We start from the raw sequence: 18,595 nt of genomic DNA on the forward strand, positions 1-18,595 counted from the left end.
CTGACTGTTAGTGTGTTGTACAGAATTTAAGGGATGACTATTTATTATTCAACATCAATCTGCGGACAGGTAAAGAACTGGACGATTTGACTCCGGCCCGAAAAGCGAAAGCTATCGGATTTCTTGAAATGGCCATGGTGGATAAGCGGCCGACGGAAGCCGTTGTCAGATAGTTTAACAACGGTAATAAACACGTTCCCCGACGGGACTTGGCAGACAAAAAGGGCCGTTGCGGAACGTGATCTCGTTTTTGTCCACGGACACCGGATATTAGACCCGAAGGAAAAGGGATTTTCCATAGTCAATATCTTCCGTTTCGAGGGCGAAAAGATCTGTGAGCAATGGACTGTGGGGCAACGAATCCCCGACGTTTCACTGAATGAGAACCCGATATTTTAACCGTGGGGAAGACGCATGTAGAGGGGAGATTTTGTAACGGTCGAGTACCGACCTTAAGCCGAGGATGAGGTAGGAACGGATTTGCTCGGGGTCGTTTATGAAATAGGTATCGCTTCTTTCCGTACCGTTCAAACTTCCCCACTTCGATGCGTACCTTTATCTTGCGTAGGCCCTGTTCTACTTCCATCGCTTCCAGTTCTGCGAGCAAGGGGTTCAACCGTTCCTCTACCTCTTTCCGACAACGGGATACGTAGGGTGCATCGGTGATGGCCTCCGCCAAGCGGTGGCAAAGTAATCACGCCCGCCGATGGCATCCCATCTGTGTTCGTCATTTGTCTATCCTTTAAACAAATTTTCTAATGCTCATCATATAACCTAAATGCAGTCCTTCGTGGTAGTTGTTAAATTCAAAAGCGTCTTTTATTGAAGTCAAATGAAAACCTGTTGCTGTTATCCGTTCGTTGTATGTTGTAAAAATACCTTTCTGGAAGTCCGTTTCTGTCTTTGTGATTAGGGAAATTAAGAGTTCTTTCAGTTCATTGGCTTCAGTCTGTGTTGTCGTTCCTGTCGGTTTAGTCGTGGGTTTGTATAAATTTACTAAGTCGTCCGAAATATACATTGGCAAGTTTGAGCCTTTGTAAATTAGTGATTGTTGTGCGACAATTATGTGTCCGATGTTCCAAATGAGATTATTGTTAAAACCGTTTGGCGTTTTGTTCAGTTGGTCTAACGAATAATTGTCAAAAAAATTCAAGTAAAGTTTTCGGCCTGTCGCCCACGCTTTAAATACTGTTTCCATTTGTCTTGTCAATGTTATTTCGTTTATGGTTTTTTGTCCGTTACAGTTTTGTTCCTTGAATTAAAATTGCTTCTTTGATAGATTGTTCTTTCAAATAGAAAAATTTCTTACGCTCTTCGTCTTTTAAAAAGTTGTCAAAGTCCTGTTGTGTCTGAAACTCTACAAGATGAATCTCATAAGGTTTATCTAAATGGCTTTCTATAAAGTTGTCGTCCGTTGGTCTAACTCGTAGCAAAAGTCGTCCGTTATATCTCAAAATTGTCGGAATGGCAATATTTTCAAACTCGTCAAAAATTTTTTCTTGTCCGTCAATAATGTAAATTAGTTGAGTTATCAGTATCATTTATTTATCTTTTATGTTGTACCGTCGGTTCTCATGGTTGCAGCTAACTCTCAAATTTACATTAAACCCGTTGGGTGAAATGAATTAAGTAAAAAAAGGATAAAATAAGTGGCTAAGATATTGGTCAAGATACTGAAATTCAGTATCTTGATGTCGCCAAACAACCCAATATCAATGTCAAATATACGAAATAACTATTTAAAAATTTTAGAAGTGATCAACTCATTGAACATCAATCCCTATTCTCCAAACAGTGTTGGAAGAAAGCCAAAAATGGCTGATATAGAGGTAGTAGCACTGAGTTTGACGGCCGAATTCATGTCAATAGATAGCGAAAATGACCTGTTCAGACAGATCACCAATGCCCAGATCCCAAACTTGCTTGAGCGTAGCCAGTTCAATAAGAGACGTAGAAAGCTGTTCGTTTTTTCTGAAGCCATCCGCATGGCCCTTGCCTCGAGATTTACTGAACTGGAAGATTATTTCATTGTGGACAGCATGCCTTTGGAGATTTGTAAAACCGCCCGTCAAAGCCGTGTAAAGATCTGTAAGGAAAATTATGAAACTGCTCCGGAAAAAGGTTTTTGTGCTTCGCAGAACAACTGGTTTTATGGCTACAAACTTCATGGGGTATGCACCCTTTCCGGAGTTTTCCATTCGGTCGATATTACCAAAGCGAACGTACATGATGTCCATTATCTTCAAGACGTCAAACATCAACTGACTGAATGTGTGCTGCTTGGAGACAAAGGATATTTGTCTGCTGAGCAGCAACTGGATCTTTTTGAGTCGGCGAATATTGTATTGGAGACCCCAATGAGAACCAATCAAAAAGGATATAAAAAGCAGCCTTATATTTTCAGGAAATCACGCAAAAGGATTGAGACATTGTTCTCTCAACTATGTGACCAGTTTATGATCAGGAGAAATTATGCCAAGACCTTTGACGGTTTCAAAACTAGGATATTGGCAAAAATTACAGCCATGACGCTGATCCAGTTTATGAACAAGTTTATATTCAAAAGGAACATTAACAACATTAAAATTCAGATCATTTAATTTCACCCAACGGGTTACATTAAATATTCTGGTAAACATGGCCTCGGTTCAATAAAAAAAGCCGGTCAAGAAATTGACCGGCTTGCTGGTAGGGGGAACTTTACAAATGTCGAACTTTCTGGAGGATTACGAGGCAGTATTAAATGCAAAGAATCTGCTAGAATAAGCAGAGCACCATATTTCAATCAAACTGTCTTTCATCGACAACAAACGTCCTTCTCTCGTTTACCTACAGAAAACAATAAACCAAAGAAACTCTTTGTTTATTTAAAACTATTATCGTAATATTGCGATATTGAAAAAACAAGGACATGGGACTTACTAAAACAGAAATATTTACGGACGACCAGAACAAATTGGCTGCTTTGTTTAAAGCCTTGGGGCATCCGGCAAGGGTTGCCATTCTTCAGTATATCATCAATCAGAAAGCCTGTATCTGTAATGATTTGGTCGATGAATTGGGATTGGCGCAGGCCACCATTTCACAGCACTTAAAAGAGCTAAAGCGCATAGGTGTTATCCAGGGAACGATTGAGGGCAAATCTGTTTGCTATTGCATCGATGAAAAACTGTGGAAACAAATCCAATCGGAATTTAATGCGTTCTTCAACCAAGAGGTAAAAGTAACCGGTTGCTGTCCGTAATATTTTTTTAACCCTTATCATCGTAATATTACAATATATCATTTAGTATAAATTTACTTTTATGAAACTATCAACAATCAAAGAAATCCTGCCAACATTGAACAATGTTGAATTTCAGCTAGCGGACGGAACATGTGTTCCCGAACACTTCCACGTGACGGAAATCGGACAGATTACCAAACATTTTATTGATTGCGGTGGTGTTATCCGTACAGAGAAAACGGTAAACTTCCAATTGTGGGATGCGGGCGACTACGAGCACAGATTAAAGCCGACCAAGCTATTGAACATTATCAAGCTGTCCGAAGAGAAATTATGCATTGAGGATGCCGAAATAGAGGTAGAATACCAAAACAAAACGATTGGAAAATTCGACCTGGATTTTGACGGCGAGCGTTTCATCCTAAAAAACAAACAGACGGCTTGTTTGGCAAGCGATACCTGCGGTATTCCTGCGGAGAAACAAAAAGTACAGTTATCGGAGTTGAACAGCACTTGCTGTACACCTAATTAGGGATGTTGCTAAACACTAAGACCAATCGTCATGTATAAGCATTTAGCTGAAACCATACAGAGGATTATTGACATCCATGCCGTAAACGAGGAACGCAAATCTATTTTGCAGCCGCTGATAGATTTTGTACAGCAAAAAGCAGACAGCGGAGCGGATATAAACATCAATTTCATCTGTACCCATAATTCACGTAGAAGCCATTTAGCACAGGTATGGGCGCAGGTAGCAAGTGCGTACTTCACCATTCCGAATGTACATTGTTATTCGGGTGGTACGGAAGAAACGGCGCTATTCCCGAAAGTGGCGGAAACATTGACCGATCAAGGATTTTCTATTTTCAGGATTGCGGAGACCGATAATCCGGTATATGCCATAAAATACAGCGATGATACGTTGCCCATCATTGGGTTCTCCAAAAAATACGATAGCCCTTTCAATCCTACATCGGCATTTGCCGCCATTATGACCTGTTCGCAGGCAGAAAGCGGATGCCCGTTCATTGCCGGTGCGGAAAAGCGAATACCCATCACATTCGAAGACCCCAAGATTTCAGACGGTACGTCCGAACAAGCTCAAGTATATACAGCAAGGAGTCAGCAGATAGCGCAGGAGATGTTCCATGTTTTTTCCAGGGTTAAACGTTAGCCGATGCAGCCGAAACTAAAGTTCCTTGACCGTTACCTTACCTTATGGATATTCCTTGCGATGGCGGCTGGAATAGGGTTGGGGCATTTCTTCCCGAACATTTCCAATGCTATCGATGCCCTAACCGCAGGTACGACCAATATCCCATTAGCGATCGGGCTTATATTGATGATGTTCCCTCCTTTGGCTAAAGTGGATTATTCCTTGTTGCCCAAGGCATTTAAAGACACCAAGGTAATCGGCATATCTTTGTTACTGAATTGGGTTATCGGTACGGTATTGATGTTCGGTTTAGCCGTTCTGTTCTTACGGAACGAACCCGATTACATGACGGGTCTGATACTGATTGGTTTGGCAAGGTGTATCGCAATGGTCATCGTTTGGAGTGACCTGGCAAAAGGGAACAGAGAATATACGGCATTGTTGGTCGCATTGAACAGTATCTTTCAGATAATAAGTTATAGTTTCTTTGTTTGGCTGTTCATCAACGTATTGCCGAACAAATTGGGGTTAGCCGATTTCAACGTAAGCGTATCCATGAAAGAGGTAACCGAAAGCGTACTCATATATTTGGGCATTCCTTTCTTCGCAGGCTTTATAAGCCGTTATGCATTGGTAAAGTCAAAGGGTATGGAGTGGTATAATCGGAAATTCGTGCCAAAAATATCGCCCGTTACCTTGTATGCGTTATTATTTACCATCGTATTGATGTTCAGCCTGAAGGGAGACAAGATATTGGAGTTACCAATGGATGTTGTAAAGGTGGCTGTACCGCTGATTATTTATTTCATGCTGATGTTTTTCGTAAGCTTCTTTGTCAACAAATCATTGAAGGTTCCTTATGACAAAAACGCTTCCATTGCATTTACAGCCACAGGGAATAATTTTGAATTGGCGATAGCCGTGTCGATCGCGGTATTCGGCATCCATTCGCCACAGGCATTTGTGGGCGTTATCGGCCCACTCGTGGAAGTACCAATATTGATACTGTTGGTGAGGGCAAGCCTGTGGCTAAAAAAGCGATATTACACATAAATTCCTACGGATCATTCGCGAAACATCTTGTTTACCATAGTGATAGGAGTAGGTTTATTAAGTTTCCAAGAAAATAGTCTATTTTAGACTGGAAATACGATCAATGAGGAAAGCTGTACATAGACACGTTGCCGTAAAGGATAAGACTGAGTCGCACCAGCACATCAAAATCGCGGAGTTCCGGAAAAATGTACGCAAAACGAATCCGCATAAGCACAACAGTTATTTTGAATTCGTCTTATTACTACGGGGCAGCGGTTCGCATACCATTGACGGCAGGTCGTATGCTGTGAATCCCCCAGTATTGTTCATTATCCGCAGGGAGCAGGTGCACCATTGGGAACTTGATGATGAGCCAGAGGGGTATGTACTGATTATCAAAAAACAGTTTATCGACGACAGTGTTGACAAGGCATTGAAGGAGCTCTTGTTGCGGATGAGCGGCCATAGCTGCCTTTACCTGGAAGACGCCACCCCCGTCGCAGCGCTGTTCGGATTGTTGCTGGCCGAATGTCAAAAACCGGCTCATGGAAACGCCGAGGTGAGGGAAGGCTTGCTCAAGGCTCTTTTAGGAATTTCGTTGCAACAAGCACCCTATCCCAAAAAGCAGTCCGGGGCCAAGACGGATATCTATCAGCGTTTTGAAGAGTTGCTCGGGCATACCGACACGCTTCATAACAGCGTGGCCCATTATGCGCTTTTGTTGAATACGACCCCCCAGAACCTGAATGCAGTCTGTCGCAGAGTAACCGGTGAGCCAGCGGCTTCGGTACTGGCCGCGCACCTACTGGGCGAGGCTAAGCGCCTGCTGCTTTACACGGATCTCACTGTGGGCCAGATCGCGGGCTGCCTGAATTTCAAGGATGATTCGCATTTCATCAAATACTTCAGGAGGCATATCGGATCCACCCCCCAAGCATATCGGCAATCGGCATAGGTTGGCCACTATACCGCTAATACCATCATATTTTCAAATACACCATAGATCTCGGTCGGTGCGTGTTAATTTTGTTATGAAAAGCAGACACACAGATGAAAAATATACTGAAAACAGACGGGTCATCAACAACCCTCATTATCCGTTTGATGGTGGGGGTTGTATTCCTGTCAGAGGGCATACAGAAGTTCCTGTTTGGGGAAACACTCGGCGCCGGGCGGTTCGCCGAAATAGGCCTGCCCAATCCGGAGTTCCTGGGACCTTTTGTGGGGAGCTTTGAGATTACCTGCGGTACGCTGGTACTGTTGGGGTTGCTTACCAGACTTGCCGCCATCTCGCTGCTTTGCATCATGCTGGTGGCCATGGCTACCACTAAAGCAGATACCTTTGCCAATGCGGGTTTCTGGGCGATGATGCATGGCAGCCGTACTGATTGGGCCATGTTGTTAGGCAGCCTTTTCCTGCTTATCCGCGGTGGCGGGCGCTGGTCCGTTGATCGTAAAATCGGTGGCTGATGGAAATCCTGATCCTGTCATTGGCCGCTTTCCTTGTAGCGGTGCTCACCTTTTTCTCGGGGTTTGGCTTGGGCACCATCCTCACGCCGGTATTCATGGTCTTCTTTCCGGTAGACCTGGCCATAGCGCTCACAGGCGTGGTCCATTTCTTCAATAACCTGTTCAAGCTGGCGCTGGTAGGCAGGCAAGCTGACCGGTGGGTGACCATACGCTTTGGGGTACCTGCGGTTATTGCCGCTTTTTTCGGCGCATGGCTGATGCTAAGGATGAGCAATCTGCCCCTGTTGTTTTGCTATAGCCTGGGTGGCAATGTCTTCGAGGTTTATCCCGTTAAATTCACCGTCGCCATCCTGCTCATCGTGTTTGCCCTGATTGAGCTGTTTCCCTATTTCAACTGCTTGGCGTTCGGCCGTGATAAGCTACCCCTCGGCGGTGCGTTGAGCGGCTTCTTTGGCGGCCTTTCCGGCAACCAGGGAGCCCTGCGCAGCGCCTTCCTGATCAAGGCCGGGCTGTCCAAAGAAGCGTTCGTGGGCACGGCCGTGGTCGTATCGGCGGTTGTGGACCTTACGCGGTTATCAGTCTACGCCACGCGGTTTGCCGCATCGGACCTTCATGACAACCTCGTGCTGGTGGGTTGTGCCATTGGCGCCGGTATCCTTGGCGCGTATGTCGGAAACCGGCTACTGAAGAAAGTAACGCTGAATTCCATCCAGGTACTGGTAGCGGTTATGCTGATTGCCGTTTCGCTTGCGTTGGGGGCGGGATGGATTTAGCCGCTCCTATTTGACTTAGAACTCCTTCTCTCCGAATTCGCTTGCGGGCAACTTGATTTGACGGGTTAGCCGATTCAGGTTGAACGAAAGGTTGAGCATGATCACATCGGTTTCATAGATGTAATTGGTCGTGGTGTAGAGGTCAGGCGCCCAGGTGGTGATCCGCTGCTCGTTGCTGGGCAAAATACCCATCCCGATGTTCTGCCATTGCACAAGTGCCGTCAGTGCGCCATCCATAAAGGTATGCTTCAACGAGAGGTTGGGCGAAAGGAAACGCGAATCTTCCCCCTGTACCGTCGGCCGGGCAGACAGGTAATTTACGTTGCCCTGGATACTGAACTGCCTGGTCAACTGAAAATTGGCATTGCCGTTGATGGAGTATACCCAGGCCTGGTTTTCACGGGCTTCGGCATAGTCCAGAACGACCCCGGTTGTCCGGCTATGGTACATGTTGGCACCCAGGTACAGCTGCGCCCATTTAGCCGGGGTATAATTGGTGCCGAGTTCAAAGCCGATGCGCCGCGCCCGATCGGCATTGGTGAAAACGCGGTTCAGGATGGTATCCGCGAATACGCTGTTAACGCGCTGGATAGGGTTTTTGATGTCCTGGAAATAGGCGGTTGCAAAAAAAGAACCCTGCTTAAATTCGTTGATAATCCCCAGCTCTGCCAGATAGATAAACTCAGGCAACAGGTTCGCGTCGCCTTGTTCCAGCGTTTCCGAATGTTCCCGTTCGGGAATGGGGTTCAATTCGAAGTTGCTGGTCCGCTGCACCCGCCGGCTGATACCGGCTTTGGCCTTCCATCCGCCATCAAAATTATACAGCGCGCTTGCAGATGGAAACAAGTTGTGCAATGCCAGCAGGTAATTATCATCATCGATGGAGCTGACGTCCAGATCGCGGTTGGCATATTCATAACGTAAGCCGCCTACATACTCCAGTCTATCGGACTTGCCCGAATACTGGGTATAGACCGAATGGATCTGATTGATTGCCTTCACATCGCCCGTAAACTCCGGTACAGTCGTGAAATCCGTTTCACCGGTTTCCTTTACCGAATATACGAATCGGCCATCCTGCATATCCAACCGGTACTGGTAGCCGCTTTCCAGTGTCCCCTGTCCAACAGGCATAGCAAGGTCAACCTTTCCGCGGAATCCATCCAGCGGATTCCGGTACGTGCTCTCCGTATTCTGTATGGTATCCGCGCCCACGATGTTCCGGTTAAGCGTCGAGCCATTCAGGCCGGCGTGTTCATACAACGCAGAAAAACTAAGCTTGGTACCACTTGAAAAGGTATGGCTGTAATCGAGATTTCCCAGGATGAAATCGCCCTGTTTGTTTTGCAGGTTGGCGTTGAAATACCGGTGCCGTCCAATGACAGTACCGGTGCCGACCTCGGTCGTGACGTTGTCATAATCAATATCCGCAACCCGATCCTGGAATTTATGGCCGGCGAAGAAGCCGGCTGATAGCTGGTTGCGGGTGTTCGGCGTGAAGATGACGTTGAACCGGCCGCCGTAGTTGTATTTATCAAAGCTGCGCTCACCATAGGAGGGAAACGACGTTTTCCGGTTACCGATGATGGTAAAGACATCCCCGTCGCGGAGACCGGCGTTGTCGTTGCGGAGGTAGTTGGCCCCAGCCGAAACATCCCATTTGCCTTTCCGGAAGTTTGCCGTTACATCAGCGCCGTAGCGTTGCTGCCTTTCGGCATTGCCGTAGTCATTGGTGGATGGTAGCCCCCCCTGGATATTGGTGATGAGCGCAAACCCATCATCCGCCCCCTTTTTTGTAGTCACGTTGATGATTCCGCCCCTGCCGTCCGGATCATACTTGGCCGAGGGCGAGGTAATCAATTCGATGTTTTCAACCTGATTTGCCGGAAGCTGGCTAAGGAATGTGGCGGCATCGGTCTGTACGGGTTTCCCGTTGACCAGCAAAAGGAATCCCTGGGCACCCCGCATGGTGATCTGGCCCTGACCGTCTACCGAAACCGACGGCATATTACGAATCACATCGATGGCCGTACCTCCTTTGGCGGCCTCGAATTGCTCCGCCCGGTAAACCTGCTTATCGATCTTGTTCGCGCTTTGCAGCTGCCTGCCGGTCACCTGCACCTCATTCAGGAACTGCTGGTTCACATTGAGTGCAATGTAGCCCAAATCGACTGCTTGTTTATCCACAACCGCCACCCGCGGTAACTCAACCGTCTCATAGCCTAAAAATTGCAGGCGAACAAAATAATCGCCCCGTTTCATCTTATCAAATAGAAAGCTGCCATCAGCAGCGGAAAGCTGCCCGTTAACCAGAGAAGAATCTTTTGCTAGATGCAGGGATACGCTGACAAAAGCTAATGGGCTTTCAGCCGTCTTATCGAATGCAACGCCTTTGATCGCTCCTGTTTGTGCCGCAAGCTCGCTCGTTAACAAAACCATTACGCAAGCAGTCAGTAGGTGTGTTTTCTTCATTTTCTGTCCACAGCAATAGTGATGGTCAATCGATATTGACCGTCGCAAAGATAGTCAGATAGCCTCTCCACTGGTGGTCTATTTGAAAATATGACGGTATAAAACAAACGCGAACGACCCTTATGATTCCCGAATCGGTTAGCAAGCCTATTCGCTATGAAGAGTCAAATATAGAGGCTTACGGAAAGATCCTTCACGACTTTCGAACCCCAGAAGACATTATGCTAGCAATCACATAAGATAGACCTATACCTTTGGCTCGCTTAGTTGTTTTACGTTACAACACCGCCAAACGCGGCTAGCTCAATTATAGGACTATCCTATTTTTTATACCTTTACAAAATATTGCACTGTGTATGAATTTTTGGATAGGTGCATCAGCCAGGTGGTAGCATACACGATAGCATTGTCAAAGCATGTTCGCTATCGTCGAACTTGTGAAGTCAACCATAAGCGTTGTCTCTTTTTTAAATTCACCGCGTGTTGTATCCTCATGCCGCTTCCGGGACTTTGTTAGCGCGACTATATTTGAAGCAACTCAGAAGCCCCGGGACGGGGACGTTGGAAGCTACTGATATGTTAACTAGATAAGGAAAATATGAGTATTTATGAATTAATTTCAATAGGTCTATACGTCGTCATCATGATTATGATTGGCATATACGGATACCGGAAATCAACCAGCAATTCGGAAGAGTTTTTGATCGGTGGCCGTAAAATGGGTCCATTCGTAACGGCCTTGTCAGCTGGAGCGTCAGACATGAGTGGCTGGCTGCTGATGGGGCTGCCGGGCGCCATGTATATGATGGGCTTATCGGGGGCATGGCTCGCCATCGGGCTCACCATCGGAGCTTTCCTCAACTATGTCATCGTGGCTCCACGCCTACGCGTATATACCGAGGTGGCGAAAAACGCCATTACGCTGCCCGTCTTCTTCGAAAATAGGTTCCACGATAAATCACAACTGCTGAAGTTGGTATCGTCTGTATTTATCTTGGTCTTTTTCACATTGTATACGTCTGCCGGTATGGTATCGGGTGGTCGATTATTTGAATCAGCCTTTGGTATGGACTATAGCATTGGGCTTTGGGCCACCTCGCTGGTAGTGGTGTTCTATACGTTTATTGGCGGCTTTATGGCCGTCAGTTTAACGGACGCCGTGCAGGGTAGCATCATGGTCATTGCGTTGCTGTTGATTCCGACTGTTGTTACTTTCCAGGTAGGAGGTATAGATGAAGCCATGGAAACCATTCGTACCAAAGACAACCGTTACATGGATCTTTGGCGGGGCACGACCACCATATCCATCATTTCTCTATTGGCCTGGGGGTTAGGTTATTTCGGGCAGCCCCATATTTTGGTCCGGTTTATGGCGATTGATAGCGTTCGCGATATCAAAAGAGCGCGACATATCGGAATGACCTGGATGATCGGCACCGTATTGGGAGCGTTGTTTCTTGGATTTTTCGGCATTGCATACCTTCAACGGTTCGATGCAGAAACCATGTCGCAGTTCGACAGCTCCCGTGAGCTCGCCGAAACCATATTCATCTACCTATCGAAAGCGCTGTTTCATCCGCTAATCGGTGGCTTCCTGCTTTCCGCCATTTTAGCTGCGGTGATGAGTACGATATCCTCCCAACTGCTTGTCACTTCAAGCTCAATGACGGAAGACATCTACCGGACGTTTTTTAATACGCATGCCACTGCCAAAAACATGCTCATCATGAGTCGCGTATCGGTACTTGCCGTAGCAGTGGTCGCCTTTTTACTGGCATTGAATCCGCAGGAAAGTATTCTCGGGCTGGTCGGAAACGCGTGGGCAGGCTTTGGCGCCGCCTTTGGCCCGTTGGTTATCCTCTCGTTGCTATGGAAGCGCATCACGGCAGCAGGTGCCTTAGCTGGCATGGTAGTCGGTGGCGCTACCGTCTTGCTTTGGGTATATGTACCGCATGCTTACAAAGACGTGTACGAAATCATTCCGGGCTTCCTGCTCAGTTTTCTCACCACCATTGTGGTTTCACTGCTGACCAAACCCGTGTCTGACGATGTTAGGCGTGAGTTTGACGAAGTGCGGGAGGAGACGGCAAACGCCGGCAAAAGATAACAGTAACATTCACCAGTCAGACCACCCTTCGTGCTGTAAATTTACCTGTTACTTCGATACGATTCAATTTGGTTAAAGGATTATCATACCTGTGCGCGGTAAAGATGAAGTTCCCATGGATTTCCCGGTCGTTAGCGGTCTCGATAATCAGCACGCCACTGCCCTCATGCAGCGTACTGTATTCATAAATATCCAATTTATCACCATCTACAATATGCGAATACGATGCCGAAAAGGCCGAGGTACTACCGTATGAACCCGGCGCTATCACATAACTTCCGGGAATCGGCTGGGTTAAACTGCCGTCACATAGTGACGATAACGAGAGCTGAAAGTTGCGCTTCTGCGACCATTCATCGTACATGCTAATCACCCAGATTCTTGCGTCACTTAGCACATCCTTATCTAGTTCAAGTAAATCAAAGCTAGCATGTCCGTCCCATGTTTTTTGTAACGCTCCGCTCACGTGTAAAGTTACTTGTCCAGTGTCGGCCTTACGGTATTTTTGGTTTCTCACGTAAGTAGCTGCCCATAGGATAGCACTAACAGTAATCAGCCCTATTAAATATACGCCAATCATTTATCCGGTTGCCGAGACCTGTTCCTTGAAGACTCGGCTTTTTGTCATGATTCAAAGCCAGCCTATTCTAAAAATATGCTTCAGGTTTAGTTATATTGCTCTATTTTATCACCATTGGCATTCACCTTCATCACATGTTTTCCCGATGGGCTAAACACGATGCTTTCCCGGTTTTTGAAACGCACGGTTTCGGCTACTTTTTTCCCTAGAAGATCAATCCGGGTGAATTTTTTGTTTTCTAACAACAACACTTCATTGGCGTTGGCGGCAAAGTCTTTTAGGTTTTTCGTCTCCACCGATTGAACAACCTCTCCTTCATAATCCATAATGCCTACGCCTTTGGTACCGAAAATGAGTACACCTTTTTCAAAAAAATGACTGAACACCACCGTGCCTACGCCCAGATCTTTGGTTGCGGTATAGGAAATTTCTTTTCCGGTTTTCGCATCGAGGGTGTAGATGCCCCTGGAAACAATGTCGATAATCCGACCGTTGGCAATCAAAAACGGGCTGAACATTTTGGAAACATCGGCGCTGTTTTTGGCTTTTTCGGTTTCAAAAAGCTCTTCGCCAGTCGTGCCATCGATGGCCTTGATAACCGTTCGGTTCATATTCCCCGAGGCTTTAACGTAGAAAACACCGTCCACCATCTCGTCTTGTATCGGGGTCCAACTGTCGCCCAATAGATTAAAAGTTTCCTGCAAAACCTTGTCTTGATGAATATCTATTTTCAGAAAACCTTTCTTGCCGCCATTACCTATTTTTCCGTCTTTATTGAACGTGGTAAAATAGCACAGCTTGCCGTTGTCGTCAAAATGAAGGCTGCGGGGAACCAAACGGTCGTATTTGGTCGTCGTTTCCGCTTTACCGAAGTTCCCGCCCAGGGCGTTGTCAATGGCCATCAGTCCTCCCAGGCCTTTGGTAACGTTACGGGCTCCTTCCATACGGCTTTTAATATCACCGTTGCGTTCCACCCCGTTTTCAAGGTCAATAAAAGCCAGTTCCAGGTAAGGAAGCACCAGCGTATTACCTACCACCGAAGCATAACCGGGAACGAAATCGCCGGTATAATCCACACGCCATTGCAGTGTTCCGTTGTCAGCATCAATGGCTTGCACCTCGGTATTGGCGGTGAGTTGGTCTATTGCACCTTCGGAAGTGGGTACTTTGATGGCCAGCAGCTGTTGGGTAGTGGCGTTGTAAATCAATTCGCCGATACCACCTTTGACGCCTTCTGCTGTCCAAAGCATTTTTCCGCTACGGATATCCACGGCTTGCAGTCCGTGCTTTCCGTTAAAAAATAACGCCTGCTTTTCGGGCACATAATTAATCAATCGGTCCAGCATTTTGTTGCGGGTAAAAAAGTTACCGACAGCATATTGGGGATTCAAACGCGTACCGTCTGCTGCTTCCACGCTCACTATATCCATGGCGTGCACGCGGATCAGGGTTTCGGCCAGTGAAATCGCCATGTGGAGTTGGTCGGTTTCCCAAAGCCGTTGTCCGTTTTTCAGGTCGTATGCTTTGACTTCGGTGCTGTTGTTCTGGTAATCTACCGTCATAAACACCTGTTCACTCCCGAAAAGGAAATAACCGCTTCCGGTGGGGACTACCGTACTTTTCAATAACCGCCCGAGTTTAAAAGGGTGTTTGTTGTCCAGTATTTTGGTTTGCGTGTTCAGGTCCCATACTTGGTAGCGGACATCGTTTTCGGCCACCATATACCTATCGTCATACGAGAAGTCGATATAATCGGGAACGAATCCCAAATCGATAACGGCCGGATCGGACATTGGATAAACGCTTGGCAACCCTGCCAGCAAGAGCATGAGTAGTATAGTTATCTTATTCGTTGTCATTTCAATTTTTTTTCCAATCAACTATTTTAAGGGGCCGCAACCACGATTTCACCAGTCACATCCACTTCTTCACCGCTAGCGTCCAATTTAAACTTCCCGCTAAAGCTTAGGGTGAATGATGCTACAGTTCCCTCTTCGCCGGCAAAAGAATGGACATGCTCCTGATAGTTTTTCAAGGTCATACTGATGGGGCCTACCGGGTCATATCTATCTTCAACACTCCATTCGCGAAAGCCGAATAGCTGATTCTCGGTACGGATAGGATTGTTGTTACCGTCCAACAGAAATCCGAGTCTGATTTCAAAAACTCCACGATCAGGAAGTATTAGGGATACCCCTCTGCCTATTTCTTCATTATCGATGACATAGGCAATAGCATTATATAGCTCAACCACCCCGGGCGCATAGCACGGCACGCCGCCCTTATAGGTCTTACCGCCGGCAATGGAGACCTTATAGGTATGTTGATCGGACGATGTATCTTTATCCTCTTTTTTGTCACCTGCCTTCGAACAGGCTCCTAACAGGCATAAAACCATCATGCCTATCAGGGTTTGTACGATTGTCTTGTTCATATTCTCTTTTTGATTTAAGATAAAAGAGCAAGGAATAAAGACTCTCCTTTGTCCTTATTCTTTTGTCTTTATCGTATTTGGGTAAGCACACAAGCATTGCCCCTACTTTTTAGTTCAATGCCTGTACGATTACCTCATCGATGACCAACAGAATCTCGGGATAAGCAGATAGGTTGATGAATGCAATCTGTCCCCTGAAATTCCCGGCTTCCTGGTAAACGGGCATAGGCCGGAAGCTAAAAAATCCATCTTCCGTAGCTTGGGCATCTGAGGCATTGTGTTTAAAGGTTACTTCTACGCCCGTACGACAGATTTTCTGAACGGAAACTTCCGCTCTAAAACCTTCTGATGCCATTAATTCTTCGGTAACATCCTTCCCCGATTGCGCATCCAGTAATTTAAATTGGAAATTCACCTGCTGATTTTCAACCATCGATATGGTGGGTGTATATAGTTTTCGCTTGTTTTTGTCGCCTTGATGAAGATGTATGGCTATCGCTTTACTACCTCCAATTCCCTTGTTGGAAATCTGTACAGAATCGGGCAAATGGCTAAAGTTCCAGCCTTGGTCGGCCAAATCCCTCGTGCTTTGCATGCCTTCAAAATCGAACCGGTTCAAGGAATTTTCTGCCAACAATTCGTCGTTGGTTACTCGGTTGACATACACCACTTTGTTGTCGGACAAATCTGTATCCAACGGCGTTGGTTTCACTGATTTGTTTTTCAAGTAAGCCGGTAAATCAACCATATACGCTTCAACGGTCACTTCATACAATCCGGGTTGAGACAGGTCTATCGGGTCGAACCGAAACCGCACCCATCCCGGTGTAAAGGCTCTGAACTCCAGCACGGCTTCTTCGTTGAGCAAAACCGCTCCATCTGACAGTCTTTTGATCTGAACGGCACCGAAGATGGCTTTATCTTTTTTGTCGAAATCAGCACCCCTGTTTTCCACACGAAATTCAAATTTTGTGATCTGATCTTGCGGGCAATTGGAGAATGGGACATAGTCACCCCTTGGGTGTTCGGGAATGGTTATTGACTTGATACCAATATTGATGCCCTGTGCAAGCGCTTCCGTTTCGTTATCCGTTATTTCCGAATACGCAATATCTTTCGCCCCCGAAAAATCCCCTTCCTTTTCCCCGATTGTTGCCGCTATGTCGGAGCCATCGGCTTTGTTCCCAATGCCATTGTTGCCACAAGCAAGTAGCCAGACGGGCGCAATGACCAACAGCGTCATAAGGTAGGTTTGTGTGCAAATTTTCATTTTACCGCGTTTTAAAGTAATGTAAGCGTATGCTCCATCTATTGCCGACATATGAAGCATACGCTTTTTCTATATCCTGTTTACTTTATTAAGGATTAAGGGTATTGGTTATTCGTACTGCCCCACCCCAAGTGCCCCGTGCCGGAGTTGCCTTTGGCTACATTGATATAGGAGTTGCTCGTCCGGACCAGGTTAGGAAGCGGCGGCTGGTTCGAACTGGCTCCCGTGTAGGCAAAAAAAGCATAGTTTGGCAAATCCTTAAACGTGGTGTTGCTGACCGTTAGGCGGGGGTCGGCATGCATATAAATAGCCCCCGTATTTTGGATATTGCCGCTGGGAATGTCTCCTTTGGCTTGTTCGATGATAGCGTAATCTATGATATTGTTCTCTTGGGTAAAACTATAATAAAGACCACCCCAGTTGGTGCCGTTATGTGCTTTTAAATGTACAGGCTCTGCTGCTGTGCCTTGAATCTTCAGGCTTAAGTTATAAGGCGGAAGGAAGCCGGAGGCCATGATATGACCACCGCTCTTAAACTCCATCTCCACACCTGCTTCTATTGTTAAATGACCTCCTTCAGCCACTTCCACCCGGCCATCGACAAGGTAAGGCACATCCAATTTCTGCCAGGCTACGGTCTTATCTTTAATTTGATAATTTGAAGTAGTAATATTCAAAAAATCCGATGCATTGCCTGAATATGAAGACGTATTGTCAAAAATATGTACCATCTCCGCGGATACCTTGACGGGGACATCATCGTTCCCTGTAATAACCAGATTGGATACCGAAACCGTTGCGTTGGTTTGGATACCGTGAAAGTCTAAACCAACACTCCCGCCGTTACTAATTTCCACATGGTCTAATGTGAGCGCCTGTGGCGTGGTACTAGAAACTCCCCTTAGTGCCAAACTACCTTCATAAATCGGGGAAGATCCTGTTAAGTTTTGCGAACCTGCATATTCGATCACCGTATGTGCTATGATATTGTTCGTGTTGTAGGCTTCTGTCAGAAAAATTCCTCTCCAATAGCCCTTTTGCTTGGAAGTACCTGTTAAAATCACCGGTTCTGATGCCGTTCCTTTGATTTCAAAAACGTTGTTATCGAGGTTAACCCTTAACCCTGCGTGGTTTTCAAATTCAATCACGACGCCCGGTTCTATTTTCAGGCTTCCTTGCACATTTGCCCAGCAGCTGATCAGGTAATCCACGGGTCGTTGTGGGTCGTTAGTTAATACCCGGTTTTCGCTGAAATAGTCACAGGCCAGTTCGATGGGGGGGAGCAATTCCTCTTCGGGCTCCGGGCCGTCATCTTTACTACAGCTTGACAATGTGAATGAAAATAAGGCGAATGCGCCAAATAACGTTATAATAGCTTGTTGCTTTTTGTAAGATCTTGGTGTCATAACTTTTTTAATTTATTGTTTTACCATTTGTTGATAGAAAAAGGCCGCAGGGCTTCCACCGTAGGGGGGAGCCACACAGCCTGAAGGTTACTTAATTCCAAAACTGTAGCCGATGCGCAGGCCAATGAAACTCAAATTTTCACCCGATTGCGTCAGTCCTTGATAGCGGGCGGATATATCAATATTTCCGATCAGATACCCTAAGCCTGCTGCATACCCAAAGGAAGTATTCGAAGCCGATCCGCCGAAATCCATCCCTCCGGCACTTGCCTTGAGGCTAACGCTATTAATTGAAAGGCCCGCTTGCGGTTCTACATACAGGCCGCCGAAGTTATGCCGATACACGGCGAACACCGGAGATATGCCCATCGAGCCGCTCATGTTTTCGTCGTAACTGTCTTTTAGCCCGAAGCGCTGATAACCTAGGGTAAGGCCAACTTGACCTGCTTCACTGATACCGTACAGGCCTTTCACGGTGGTCCCGTAGCCGAAGCCATACACATCACCGAAACTGCCAACCGGCAAACCGAAGTCTACTCCGGCATTGATATTAATACGTCCCTGCTGGCCGTAGCCAGTCAAAACCGTAAAAACTGTGAAAAACAATCCTAATAATACTTTTTTCATCAGAATATGTTTAAATCATTTATTTGTTTATCAATC

Annotated in this window: 19 protein-coding genes; 10 read left to right on the plus strand and 9 right to left on the minus strand. The window is 46.4% G+C overall.

The window, feature by feature from the left end; all coding sequences use genetic code 11:
* Positions 1–162: 162 nt before the first annotated feature.
* Positions 163–399, plus strand: coding sequence for a nuclear transport factor 2 family protein (locus NGM62_RS19860; protein ID WP_262250059.1), 237 nt, complete (start codon positions 163–165; stop codon positions 397–399).
* A 343-nt stretch (positions 400–742) separates the two neighbouring features.
* On the opposite strand, the gene NGM62_RS19865 is transcribed toward NGM62_RS19860, so the two are convergent.
* Both NGM62_RS19865 and NGM62_RS19870 read right to left on the minus strand, forming a co-directional pair.
* Positions 743–1,198: a DinB family protein gene (locus NGM62_RS19865; RefSeq protein WP_262250060.1), complete on the minus strand. Its 456-nt coding sequence runs from the start codon at positions 1,196–1,198 to the stop codon at positions 743–745.
* Positions 1,199–1,238: 40 nt separating this feature from the next.
* Positions 1,239–1,541 (minus strand): hypothetical protein, encoded by a 303-nt coding sequence (locus NGM62_RS19870; RefSeq protein ID WP_262250061.1) that lies wholly within the window; start codon positions 1,539–1,541, stop codon positions 1,239–1,241.
* 174 nt (positions 1,542–1,715) lie between these two features.
* Between NGM62_RS19870 and NGM62_RS19875 the strand changes: the two genes are divergently transcribed.
* The 8 genes from NGM62_RS19875 to NGM62_RS19910 all read left to right on the plus strand — a co-directional run bounded on the left by NGM62_RS19875 (position 1,716) and on the right by NGM62_RS19910 (position 7,663).
* Entirely contained in the window at positions 1,716–2,600 is an 885-nt protein-coding gene (locus NGM62_RS19875; RefSeq protein WP_449301320.1) for an IS982 family transposase, read from the plus strand.
* Positions 2,601–2,911: 311 nt separating this feature from the next.
* The gene (locus NGM62_RS19880; RefSeq protein WP_262250062.1) at positions 2,912–3,244 is read left to right on the plus strand and encodes an ArsR/SmtB family transcription factor; all 333 of its coding nucleotides are present in this window, start codon (positions 2,912–2,914) and stop codon (positions 3,242–3,244) included.
* Between the two features lie 61 nt (positions 3,245–3,305).
* Positions 3,306–3,758, plus strand: a complete 453-nt coding sequence (locus NGM62_RS19885) for a DUF6428 family protein (protein ID WP_262250063.1) — start codon at positions 3,306–3,308, stop codon at positions 3,756–3,758.
* Positions 3,759–3,788: 30 nt separating this feature from the next.
* Complete coding sequence (locus NGM62_RS19890) at positions 3,789–4,403, plus strand: arsenate-mycothiol transferase ArsC (protein WP_262250064.1); 615 nt, start codon at positions 3,789–3,791, stop codon at positions 4,401–4,403.
* Positions 4,404–4,406: 3 nt separating this feature from the next.
* Entirely contained in the window at positions 4,407–5,438 is a 1,032-nt protein-coding gene (gene arsB / locus NGM62_RS19895; RefSeq protein ID WP_262250065.1) for an ACR3 family arsenite efflux transporter, read from the plus strand.
* A gap of 103 nt (positions 5,439–5,541) precedes the next feature.
* Positions 5,542–6,375 (plus strand): AraC family transcriptional regulator, encoded by an 834-nt coding sequence (locus tag NGM62_RS19900; protein WP_262250066.1) that lies wholly within the window; start codon positions 5,542–5,544, stop codon positions 6,373–6,375.
* 95 nt (positions 6,376–6,470) lie between these two features.
* A complete protein-coding gene (locus NGM62_RS19905) occupies positions 6,471–6,890 on the plus strand; it encodes a DoxX family protein (protein WP_262250067.1) in 420 nt (139 codons plus the stop codon).
* Positions 6,890–7,663, plus strand: a complete 774-nt coding sequence (locus tag NGM62_RS19910) for a sulfite exporter TauE/SafE family protein (protein ID WP_262250068.1) — start codon at positions 6,890–6,892, stop codon at positions 7,661–7,663. The genes NGM62_RS19905 and NGM62_RS19910 overlap by 1 nt, the downstream gene beginning before the upstream one ends.
* A 15-nt stretch (positions 7,664–7,678) precedes the next feature.
* On the opposite strand, the gene NGM62_RS19915 is transcribed toward NGM62_RS19910, so the two are convergent.
* On the minus strand, positions 7,679–10,135 hold the full coding sequence (locus NGM62_RS19915) for a TonB-dependent receptor domain-containing protein (RefSeq protein WP_262250069.1): 2,457 nt from the start codon (positions 10,133–10,135) through the stop codon (positions 7,679–7,681).
* Between the two features lie 598 nt (positions 10,136–10,733).
* On the opposite strand from NGM62_RS19915, the gene putP reads away from it, so the two are divergent.
* Positions 10,734–12,242: a sodium/proline symporter PutP gene (gene putP / locus NGM62_RS19920; RefSeq protein WP_262250070.1), complete on the plus strand. Its 1,509-nt coding sequence runs from the start codon at positions 10,734–10,736 to the stop codon at positions 12,240–12,242.
* Between the two features lie 16 nt (positions 12,243–12,258).
* Here putP and NGM62_RS19925 read toward each other — a convergent pair whose 3' ends face one another.
* The 6 genes from NGM62_RS19925 to NGM62_RS19950 form a co-directional block, all read right to left on the minus strand.
* Positions 12,259–12,822, minus strand: coding sequence for a hypothetical protein (locus NGM62_RS19925; RefSeq protein WP_262250071.1), 564 nt, complete (start codon positions 12,820–12,822; stop codon positions 12,259–12,261).
* A gap of 86 nt (positions 12,823–12,908) precedes the next feature.
* Positions 12,909–14,681, minus strand: coding sequence for an outer membrane protein assembly factor BamB family protein (locus NGM62_RS19930; protein ID WP_262250072.1), 1,773 nt, complete (start codon positions 14,679–14,681; stop codon positions 12,909–12,911).
* A gap of 26 nt (positions 14,682–14,707) precedes the next feature.
* Complete coding sequence (locus tag NGM62_RS19935; protein WP_262250073.1) at positions 14,708–15,256, minus strand: hypothetical protein; 549 nt, start codon at positions 15,254–15,256, stop codon at positions 14,708–14,710.
* A 109-nt stretch (positions 15,257–15,365) separates the two neighbouring features.
* Positions 15,366–16,526 (minus strand): hypothetical protein, encoded by a 1,161-nt coding sequence (locus tag NGM62_RS19940; protein WP_262250074.1) that lies wholly within the window; start codon positions 16,524–16,526, stop codon positions 15,366–15,368.
* Between the two features lie 95 nt (positions 16,527–16,621).
* Positions 16,622–17,932: a hypothetical protein gene (locus NGM62_RS19945; RefSeq protein ID WP_262250075.1), complete on the minus strand. Its 1,311-nt coding sequence runs from the start codon at positions 17,930–17,932 to the stop codon at positions 16,622–16,624.
* An 87-nt stretch (positions 17,933–18,019) separates the two neighbouring features.
* Positions 18,020–18,559, minus strand: coding sequence for a hypothetical protein (locus NGM62_RS19950; protein ID WP_262250076.1), 540 nt, complete (start codon positions 18,557–18,559; stop codon positions 18,020–18,022).
* Between the last annotated feature and the right edge of the window lie 36 nt (positions 18,560–18,595).

It is taken from the genome of Parapedobacter soli (assembly GCF_025460835.1).
Taxonomy (GTDB): Bacteria; Bacteroidota; Bacteroidia; order Sphingobacteriales; family Sphingobacteriaceae; genus Parapedobacter; species Parapedobacter soli.

What these genes read in the sequence shown, in the direction of transcription:
- NGM62_RS19925 (WP_262250071.1), bottom strand. Translation starts at nt 12,822, where the DNA reads ATGATTGGCGTATATTTAATAGGGCTGATTACTGTTAGTGCTATCCTA.
- NGM62_RS19905 (WP_262250067.1), top strand. Translation starts at nt 6,471, where the DNA reads ATGAAAAATATACTGAAAACAGACGGGTCATCAACAACCCTCATTATC.
- NGM62_RS19885 (WP_262250063.1), top strand. Translation starts at nt 3,306, where the DNA reads ATGAAACTATCAACAATCAAAGAAATCCTGCCAACATTGAACAATGTT.
- NGM62_RS19935 (WP_262250073.1), bottom strand. Translation starts at nt 15,256, where the DNA reads ATGAACAAGACAATCGTACAAACCCTGATAGGCATGATGGTTTTATGC.
- arsB (WP_262250065.1), top strand. Translation starts at nt 4,407, where the DNA reads ATGCAGCCGAAACTAAAGTTCCTTGACCGTTACCTTACCTTATGGATA.
- NGM62_RS19890 (WP_262250064.1), top strand. Translation starts at nt 3,789, where the DNA reads ATGTATAAGCATTTAGCTGAAACCATACAGAGGATTATTGACATCCAT.
- NGM62_RS19940 (WP_262250074.1), bottom strand. Translation starts at nt 16,526, where the DNA reads ATGAAAATTTGCACACAAACCTACCTTATGACGCTGTTGGTCATTGCG.
- NGM62_RS19900 (WP_262250066.1), top strand. Translation starts at nt 5,542, where the DNA reads ATGAGGAAAGCTGTACATAGACACGTTGCCGTAAAGGATAAGACTGAG.
- NGM62_RS19950 (WP_262250076.1), bottom strand. Translation starts at nt 18,559, where the DNA reads ATGAAAAAAGTATTATTAGGATTGTTTTTCACAGTTTTTACGGTTTTG.
- NGM62_RS19915 (WP_262250069.1), bottom strand. Translation starts at nt 10,135, where the DNA reads ATGAAGAAAACACACCTACTGACTGCTTGCGTAATGGTTTTGTTAACG.
- NGM62_RS19930 (WP_262250072.1), bottom strand. Translation starts at nt 14,681, where the DNA reads ATGACAACGAATAAGATAACTATACTACTCATGCTCTTGCTGGCAGGG.
- NGM62_RS19870 (WP_262250061.1), bottom strand. Translation starts at nt 1,541, where the DNA reads ATGATACTGATAACTCAACTAATTTACATTATTGACGGACAAGAAAAA.
- putP (WP_262250070.1), top strand. Translation starts at nt 10,734, where the DNA reads ATGAGTATTTATGAATTAATTTCAATAGGTCTATACGTCGTCATCATG.
- NGM62_RS19910 (WP_262250068.1), top strand. Translation starts at nt 6,890, where the DNA reads ATGGAAATCCTGATCCTGTCATTGGCCGCTTTCCTTGTAGCGGTGCTC.
- NGM62_RS19865 (WP_262250060.1), bottom strand. Translation starts at nt 1,198, where the DNA reads ATGGAAACAGTATTTAAAGCGTGGGCGACAGGCCGAAAACTTTACTTG.
- NGM62_RS19875 (WP_449301320.1), top strand. Translation starts at nt 1,716, where the DNA reads ATGTCAAATATACGAAATAACTATTTAAAAATTTTAGAAGTGATCAAC.
- NGM62_RS19945 (WP_262250075.1), bottom strand. Translation starts at nt 17,932, where the DNA reads ATGACACCAAGATCTTACAAAAAGCAACAAGCTATTATAACGTTATTT.
- NGM62_RS19880 (WP_262250062.1), top strand. Translation starts at nt 2,912, where the DNA reads ATGGGACTTACTAAAACAGAAATATTTACGGACGACCAGAACAAATTG.